This is a genomic window from Microcoleus sp. D3_18a_C4, assembly GCF_036702415.1.
Taxonomy (GTDB): domain Bacteria; phylum Cyanobacteriota; class Cyanobacteriia; order Cyanobacteriales; family Microcoleaceae; genus Microcoleus.
In genome coordinates this window covers 1-6,506 of record NZ_JAUBTI010000054.1, presented here as the reverse complement: position 1 = coordinate 6,506, position 6,506 = coordinate 1, and the positions used below count along the sequence as shown (strand labels likewise).

The 6,506-nt window shown below is 44.5% G+C and carries 7 protein-coding genes; 2 read left to right on the top strand and 5 right to left on the bottom strand.

What is annotated here, in order from left to right:
* Both QUB16_RS21205 and QUB16_RS21200 read left to right on the top strand, forming a co-directional pair.
* Positions 1-508: hypothetical protein (locus QUB16_RS21205; protein WP_333319114.1), on the top strand; the 508-nt coding region annotated here is incomplete at its 5' end.
* Positions 509-545: 37 nt separating this feature from the next.
* Positions 546-1,457, top strand: coding sequence for an NAD(P)H-dependent glycerol-3-phosphate dehydrogenase (locus QUB16_RS21200; RefSeq protein WP_333319112.1), 912 nt, complete (start codon positions 546-548; stop codon positions 1,455-1,457).
* Between the two features lie 51 nt (positions 1,458-1,508).
* On the opposite strand, the gene QUB16_RS21195 is transcribed toward QUB16_RS21200, so the two are convergent.
* The 5 genes from QUB16_RS21195 to QUB16_RS21175 form a co-directional block, all read right to left on the bottom strand.
* Complete coding sequence (locus QUB16_RS21195) at positions 1,509-1,787, bottom strand: type II toxin-antitoxin system RelE family toxin (protein WP_015178374.1); 279 nt, start codon at positions 1,785-1,787, stop codon at positions 1,509-1,511.
* Positions 1,774-2,043: a type II toxin-antitoxin system Phd/YefM family antitoxin gene (locus QUB16_RS21190; protein ID WP_333319110.1), complete on the bottom strand. Its 270-nt coding sequence runs from the start codon at positions 2,041-2,043 to the stop codon at positions 1,774-1,776. The genes QUB16_RS21195 and QUB16_RS21190 overlap by 14 nt, the downstream gene beginning before the upstream one ends.
* 93 nt (positions 2,044-2,136) lie before the next feature.
* The gene (locus QUB16_RS21185) at positions 2,137-2,442 is read right to left on the bottom strand and encodes a small RNA NsiR4-regulated ssr1528 family protein (RefSeq protein WP_333319108.1); all 306 of its coding nucleotides are present in this window, start codon (positions 2,440-2,442) and stop codon (positions 2,137-2,139) included.
* A gap of 223 nt (positions 2,443-2,665) precedes the next feature.
* Entirely contained in the window at positions 2,666-5,779 is a 3,114-nt protein-coding gene (locus QUB16_RS21180) for an SNF2-related protein (protein WP_333319106.1), read from the bottom strand.
* Between the two features lie 356 nt (positions 5,780-6,135).
* Positions 6,136-6,336: a hypothetical protein gene (locus QUB16_RS21175; protein WP_333319105.1), complete on the bottom strand. Its 201-nt coding sequence runs from the start codon at positions 6,334-6,336 to the stop codon at positions 6,136-6,138.
* Positions 6,337-6,506: the final 170 nt, after the last annotated feature.

Below are 6,506 nucleotides of genomic sequence, written 5' to 3'. Positions count from 1 at the left end.
GAACGGGCGTCTCGCCCGTCAGGAACAGGCAAGATGCCTGTTCCACAAAAAAACTCAATTGTTATTGTGGAACGGGCGTCTCGCCCGTCAGGAACAGGCAAGATGCCTGTTCCACAAAAAAACTCAATTGTTATTGTGGAACGGGCGTCTCGCCCGTCAGGAACAGGCAAGATGCCTGTTCCACAAAAAAACTCAATTGTTATTGTGGAACGGGCTTCTAGCCCGTCAGGAACAGGCAAGATGCCTGTTCCACAAAAAAAAACTCAATGTTATTGTGGAACGGGCGTCTCGCCCGTCAGGAACAGGCAAGATGCCTGTTCCACAAAAAAATTCAATGTTATTGTGGAACGGGCGTCTCGCCCGTCAGGAACAGGCAAGATGCCTGTTCCACAAAAAAAACTCAATGTTATTGTGGAACGGGCGTCTCGCCCGTCAGGAACAGGCAAGATGCCTGTTCCACAAAAAAACTCAATTGTTATTGTGGAACGGGCTTCTAGCCCGTTCTTGAGAATGGTGTAACATCGGAGTTCATCCAACTAAATTTTATGACAAGCTTGACAATATTAGGCGGAGGTGCTTGGGGTTCGGCACTGGCAAATCTGGGAGACAAAAAAGGATCTCGAGTTAATTTGTGGTCGCGCAGCAGTTCTGTTAATCTAGAATCAGTTATAACAGGTGCGGATGTTGTTGTTTCGGCAGTTTCGATGAAAGGAGTTGGAGCAACGGTCGATCGACTTTTGGCTTTAGAGTTAAGTCCCAGTACAATTATAGTTACTGTCACCAAAGGTTTAGACCCCGCGACTACGCGCACTCCGTCTCAAATTTGGCAAAATGCGTTTCCTAACAATTCAATAGTCGTACTTTCGGGCCCGAACCTTTCGGAAGAAATTCAGCAGGGATTGCCGGCTGCAACGGTAGCGGCGAGTTCGGATTTAGCAGCGGCCAAGCAAGTGCAAAATATTTACAGTTCCGATATTTTCCGGGTTTATGTGAATGAAGACCCGCTGGGGACTGAGTTAGGGGGAACTTTGAAAAATGTGTTTGCGATCGCCGCTGGTGTTTGCGACGGTTTACAATTAGGAACTAATGCTAAATCTGCTTTGCTGACTCGCGCTTTGCCGGAAATGATTCGGGTGGGGGTTCGTTTAGGGGCTCGCGCAGAAACTTTTTACGGTTTGTCTGGTTTGGGAGATTTGCTCGCTACTTGCAACAGTCCTTTATCGCGCAATTATCGGGTTGGTTTCGGATTGGCTGAAGGCAAATCTTTAGAGCAAATTTTGCACGAATTGCAGAGCACTGCTGAGGGTGTCAATACTACTAATGTGTTGATTGATTTGGCTAATCAACGCGGCATTGAAGTGCCTGTTTCTCGTCAAGTTTATCGCTTATTAAATAGTGAAATTACTCCTGAACACGCCGTTTTATCGCTGATGGAACGCACTTTAAAACCGGAGTAATATCACAATAATTACCAGATATTTAGAGCAGCATCACTGAGAATGAGTTTCTTAAAAAAGGCGCTCTAATTTTTTGTACACTTCATCATCGTTACGCTTACCAACTAGAATAATTTCTACCAAATCTTCTTCGGGATTAAAGCTGTAAATAATCCGATACTCGCCACTATCTACCCGATAATAACCCGGATATCCGATTAATTGCTTGCTATCATTAGGTAAAGGATCGACATTCAGCGCTAACACTTTTTTAGCAATTTGAGCCGCTATTTTAGGTTGCAAACCCTTGAGAAAGTCGAGAACTGTTTGTAAACCATCAAGTTTCGCCATTTGCCAGTTGTTTTAGTGTTTCTACAAAGGTTTGAGTACCAACCATTTGAGACTGACTTAGGGCAGATTTTGCGGCTTTTCCTAAAAGCATATCTTCTAATTCCATCAGTCGCTCTATCAAGCGCTGATAGGCATCAGCGGACATAATTACGTGGCTGGGCTGCGATTTATCTGTGAGTAAAACTGGCTCCACAGCAGCTAGGTTAAAGACTGTCCCCTGTGGATTACATACTTCTGCGAGGGTGTAACTTTGCATGACAGATGTTATGAGCGTGGGTTATGTCTATTTTAGCCAAAATTAGCAGCAACAGGCAAGATGCCTGTTCCACAAATAATTGATTTTTACCCTCTATTTACCGCCGTAATAAAAAGCGATTTCTTTCTCTTTCAGCGGTGCAAAGTTTGCCGCAACCAGCATTTTATCGAGTTCCTCTTGTCCGATGTGTTTGACACCAATTCGGACAATGCGCGATCGCATTGTATTTGACACGCCACTGCGCTGTCTGCCGGCTTCTAAGCCCATCACTTGCTCGTATAGGTCTAATTTGGCCTTGGGAATCGGAGTACCGTCAAAGTCGATTCCAGAGGCGATCGCAACATCGATCGCATCTGCACCAGTTGTAGATTGAGCCGCTGAGTTTGTTTCGGAAGACATTGTGCAAATTAAATAAAAAGGACGATCGTCATAAAAAGTAGTTTAGAGCCAAAAGTGCCAAAAGTGAAATAAACTAAACATATTCGATTAAGGACTATTGGAATGAGATATTACACCAATGTCAGCAACAGGCTTTTCGGCCTGTTCCACAAGAAAATTAATTCTTTGTGGAACAGGCCGAAAAGCCTGTTCAGAAAAGGCTTATGGAAATTGGTGCAAGATATCAGTTTAACACAAGGGCGATCGCACTTAGCATTTCTTCAAACAACGGATTCCCAAAACTCATCAATTGCACGGAAGCATTTTCCTCAAAGATATCCGGGTAAAATGTGATATAATAATCGCGACTTTTATAGTTAAGTTGCCAAGTGCGATTTTCCGAGCGATCGAAGATAGCGCCAATCTGCTTTAAAATCAAAGAATTGACAAACAAATTTTCGATCGTTTCAGGAAACAGAGAAGTCGGCTGCAGAGGTTGACGGATTTCTTGCAAGTCTGATTCTACATCCATCGCTACCATTTCATCGAGGGCCGGGCCGCGAGGCGGCGCGTCTAAAATGCGATCGAACTCTCCCAACAAAACGCCCTCTTCTTCGGGATCTGCACTCATCACAGCCTGTTCGATGAAAGTGGGAACTGTTGCGAGAATGGGTTGCAAATTGCCGACTACGGTTTGAAAAGCATCGATGCGATCGCGCAATTTCTTGTAAACCTTCGCCTCTACCGTTCCGTCATAGTAAAAATTGTGTATTCTTACAGTATCATAAATTTGTCCGATGCGATCGAGCCTGCCGATGCGTTGTTCGACACGCATGGGATTCCAAGGCATATCGTAGTTGATTAAAACGCCGCAAGTTTGCAAATTTAGCCCTTCTGATGCGGATTCGGTACAAAGTAAAATTTTGATGATTCCTTCTCGGAATTGGGTTTTGATTTGTTCTTTCGGAAAAATTCGCCATTGACCATTTTGATACAATTCTCCGCCGCGCCCGCAATAGCAAGCAATCTGAGCACCATATAATTGTTGTAAAGCAGTTCTGAGATAATCCATTGTGTCGGTGTATTGCGTGAAGACGATCGCACTTTCGCGCTGGATTAGTTCTTGACGCAAAATTGTGATAAAATGCGAAAGCTTGCTATCTTCGCCAGTATTCTCAAATTGATACAGTAAATCTTCTAAATATTTAATTTCTTCAGGATCGGCTGGTTCAAAATAAGATTCCATTCCTTCCAAAATCACATCATCGGCATCATCTAAATCGTGAAAATCATCCTCAGTAATGCTAATTCCTTCGAGGCGGCGCTGTAAGGATTCGCGGATGGCGTAAAACGAACTTGTCAGGCGTTTGCGGTAAAGAGTCATCAAAAATCCTAACGCTTTGCGGTTGTCTTTTTGCGCTAGATTATAAAAGTGCCGCACGTAATTGCTGACGGCGAGATAAAGCGGGACTTCGCGGTTATTTTCTAAAGTAATCGCATTATCTCTGACGGCGCGGTGGGGAATATCGCGATCCAACAATCCCCGCTGATAGTATTGGCGCAAGGTGTCGCGGGTGTGGCGGAACATCAAATCTTTGAGGGGAGTATTCACTGTCAAATATTGGCGGGAAGCGGCGATAAAATCCGTGTCTTCAGCAACTTGTTTCGGGTTGACTCGCTGGTTTTTTTCCCAGACATCTCTCAGTTTATAATATAGTAGCCGATCGCCCTTCTGTAAATATTCCTGCAACCGAGCACAGGGCGAACCCCCTTGCTGGAAGTAATCCACAGACATCTGCTGCAAAAAATTCAAGGTTTGGCGATCGGGTTTATCGGATAGTGTGCTAAAATAATTGCAGAAATTCTCACCATAAGACCAATGTCCTCGCAGTCCGAGAAGTTGCAATAAATCGAAAACTTCGATCGCGTCAATCTGCATCGGCGTGGCGGATAATAATAAAAGCGATCGGCTTTTTTCTTTCAATTGCTGCATTAACTGTAACAACCGATTCGGAGTTTCCTTGCGGTTTTGCGGGCTTTGGCGGCGGGCGTGATGCGCTTCATCCAGAATCACCAAATCCCACGGTTGCGCGTCTAAAAGCTGTTTTGTGCGATCGCTCCGACGGACTAAATGAGATGATGCTAAAATTAGATTTTGGGAATTCCAAATATTCTCTTCTCCTGACTGACTCCTCTCCCCATACGGATTTTTTAATTCACCTTTGCTATAACTCCAAAAATGCAGATTAAATTTTTCGCGCAATTCTTCGTGCCATTGCGGCTGAATGCTGGCTGGTGCTAAAATTAACACGCGCTTAACTTTTTGGCTGACGAGTAAGTAACGCAGAATTAACCCAGTTTCGATGGTTTTTCCCAATCCGACTTCATCTGCAATTAAGAAACTTTTCGGAAAATTTGCCGCCACTCTACGCAATATCTTAATCTGATGCGGCCAAGGTGCGATCGGAATAGATTTCAAACAATAATCGAGACAAGTCGGTGATGCGTACAAATTGAAAAGCGGTTCAAATTTAGCATAATCTTGGGATAGTTCAGAATTCCCAATAACTCCTCCTAACTCCTGACTCCTGCCCTCCTGACTCCTGACTCCTGCCCTCCTGAATTCTGACTCCCGATTCCAGACTGGTTTACTGCTGGGCGCGTAGTTGAGCAGCTTATTTTTCACCGCTTCCGGCACTTCAAAAACACGCACATTCGGCGATAAATTGTTCCACAACTGTTCAAACCGAAAAATCTCTTCAGAAACTCGTTCTGCATCTCGACCACCTTCCCAAGCACAATAAACGTGGAAAGATTCAACGTTACTTTCCCAACCGCTGAGAGATTCGTTATTGGAACCGCTAAAGGCTAATTGTGCGCCGTTACAGTCGGTGAAGATGCCGACTTTTTCGTGAAAAATATGCTGGCGATCGAGTAAACTTTCAGTATCTATTGGTAAGCCGTTAGATTTGAGGGGAACGGCAATTTTAATATCGAGATAACTGTTTTGAATCAGCCAACTGAGGATTTCAAAATGTTTGAGTTGGGCGAAGGTTTTGGGCGGCTGTAAATCGGTATCGAGGCGGATGGTAACTGCATCTCGGAGGGCGTAACCTTGTTGGATAGCTTGCAAGTCTTGCGGGCTAAACTGACAGCCCATGATTAACCGCATCCGCCCTTGATTGTGCAGCATAGCGCCCAATCCCTGCGCTACTTTACTGAGGATGGCGCTGTTGAAAAAGCCGGATTTGCGATCGTACTGTAGAGCACATTCTAGCGCGGGAATGTAGAAATCGGCGATCGGGTTATTTTCGTTGCTAGAATAACTAATCCGCCAGGGATAATCTGTTAAATTCATGTTATTAGATTATTTGTTATGTGCCACAATCCTCGATCCCCCTAAATCCCCCTTAAGAAGGGGGACTTTGAACACTCTTGTTCCCCCCTTCTTAAGGGGGGCTAGGGGGGATCTCTTCTCTTGTTAGTTAGGTTTTTATCCTTGGGTGGGGGCGGGTTTACGAAATAATTAATTTTAGGCAATTATTGTTGGTAAAACCCGCCCCTACGAGATTGCAAACTATACAATAACTAATCAACCGAATTTGATATAACGTCATGTCCGGTCGATCCGCGATTTTCGTAGGGGCGGGTTCACAAACAATACCAGCCAATAATTGACAATCTAAAAAACCCGCCCCGGCCGGGATATTATGGTTAATCAACCGGACTTGATATAATATTTTTTTCAAGAGGTGGAATCTCATCAGCCGAAAGTGTCACCACTTTTCCATCTTGCCAAATACTAATTGATTGTCCGAGTTTGCGGTGTTTCTCGATCGCCTGTGCGATCGCCATTTTAACACCAGCATCGATTTTTTGATGCAGCGGTGAGAGGGCGGGTTGTTCAGGATTCATCGATACCTCCAGTAATTTGGTTCCAGATTTGCGATCGATAAACAATGCGCTTTCCCACAGTCCGCCAGGGAATGAATTCCCTGGCTAATAGCAAAAGTCCTCCTAAGAAACTCAATCTAACTGCGGAGTTTTAGCAACTAGCTCAAACCCAAAAGACTCCGCAGTTTTCG

Bases quoted from the DNA above. Each gene is read 5' to 3' on its own strand.
- QUB16_RS21200 (WP_333319112.1), top strand. From the start codon at position 546: ATGACAAGCTTGACAATATTAGGCGGAGGTGCTTGGGGTTCGGCACTG.
- QUB16_RS21195 (WP_015178374.1), bottom strand. From the start codon at position 1,787: ATGGCGAAACTTGATGGTTTACAAACAGTTCTCGACTTTCTCAAGGGT.
- QUB16_RS21190 (WP_333319110.1), bottom strand. From the start codon at position 2,043: ATGCAAAGTTACACCCTCGCAGAAGTATGTAATCCACAGGGGACAGTC.
- QUB16_RS21185 (WP_333319108.1), bottom strand. From the start codon at position 2,442: ATGTCTTCCGAAACAAACTCAGCGGCTCAATCTACAACTGGTGCAGAT.
- QUB16_RS21180 (WP_333319106.1), bottom strand. From the start codon at position 5,779: ATGAATTTAACAGATTATCCCTGGCGGATTAGTTATTCTAGCAACGAA.
- QUB16_RS21175 (WP_333319105.1), bottom strand. From the start codon at position 6,336: ATGAATCCTGAACAACCCGCCCTCTCACCGCTGCATCAAAAAATCGAT.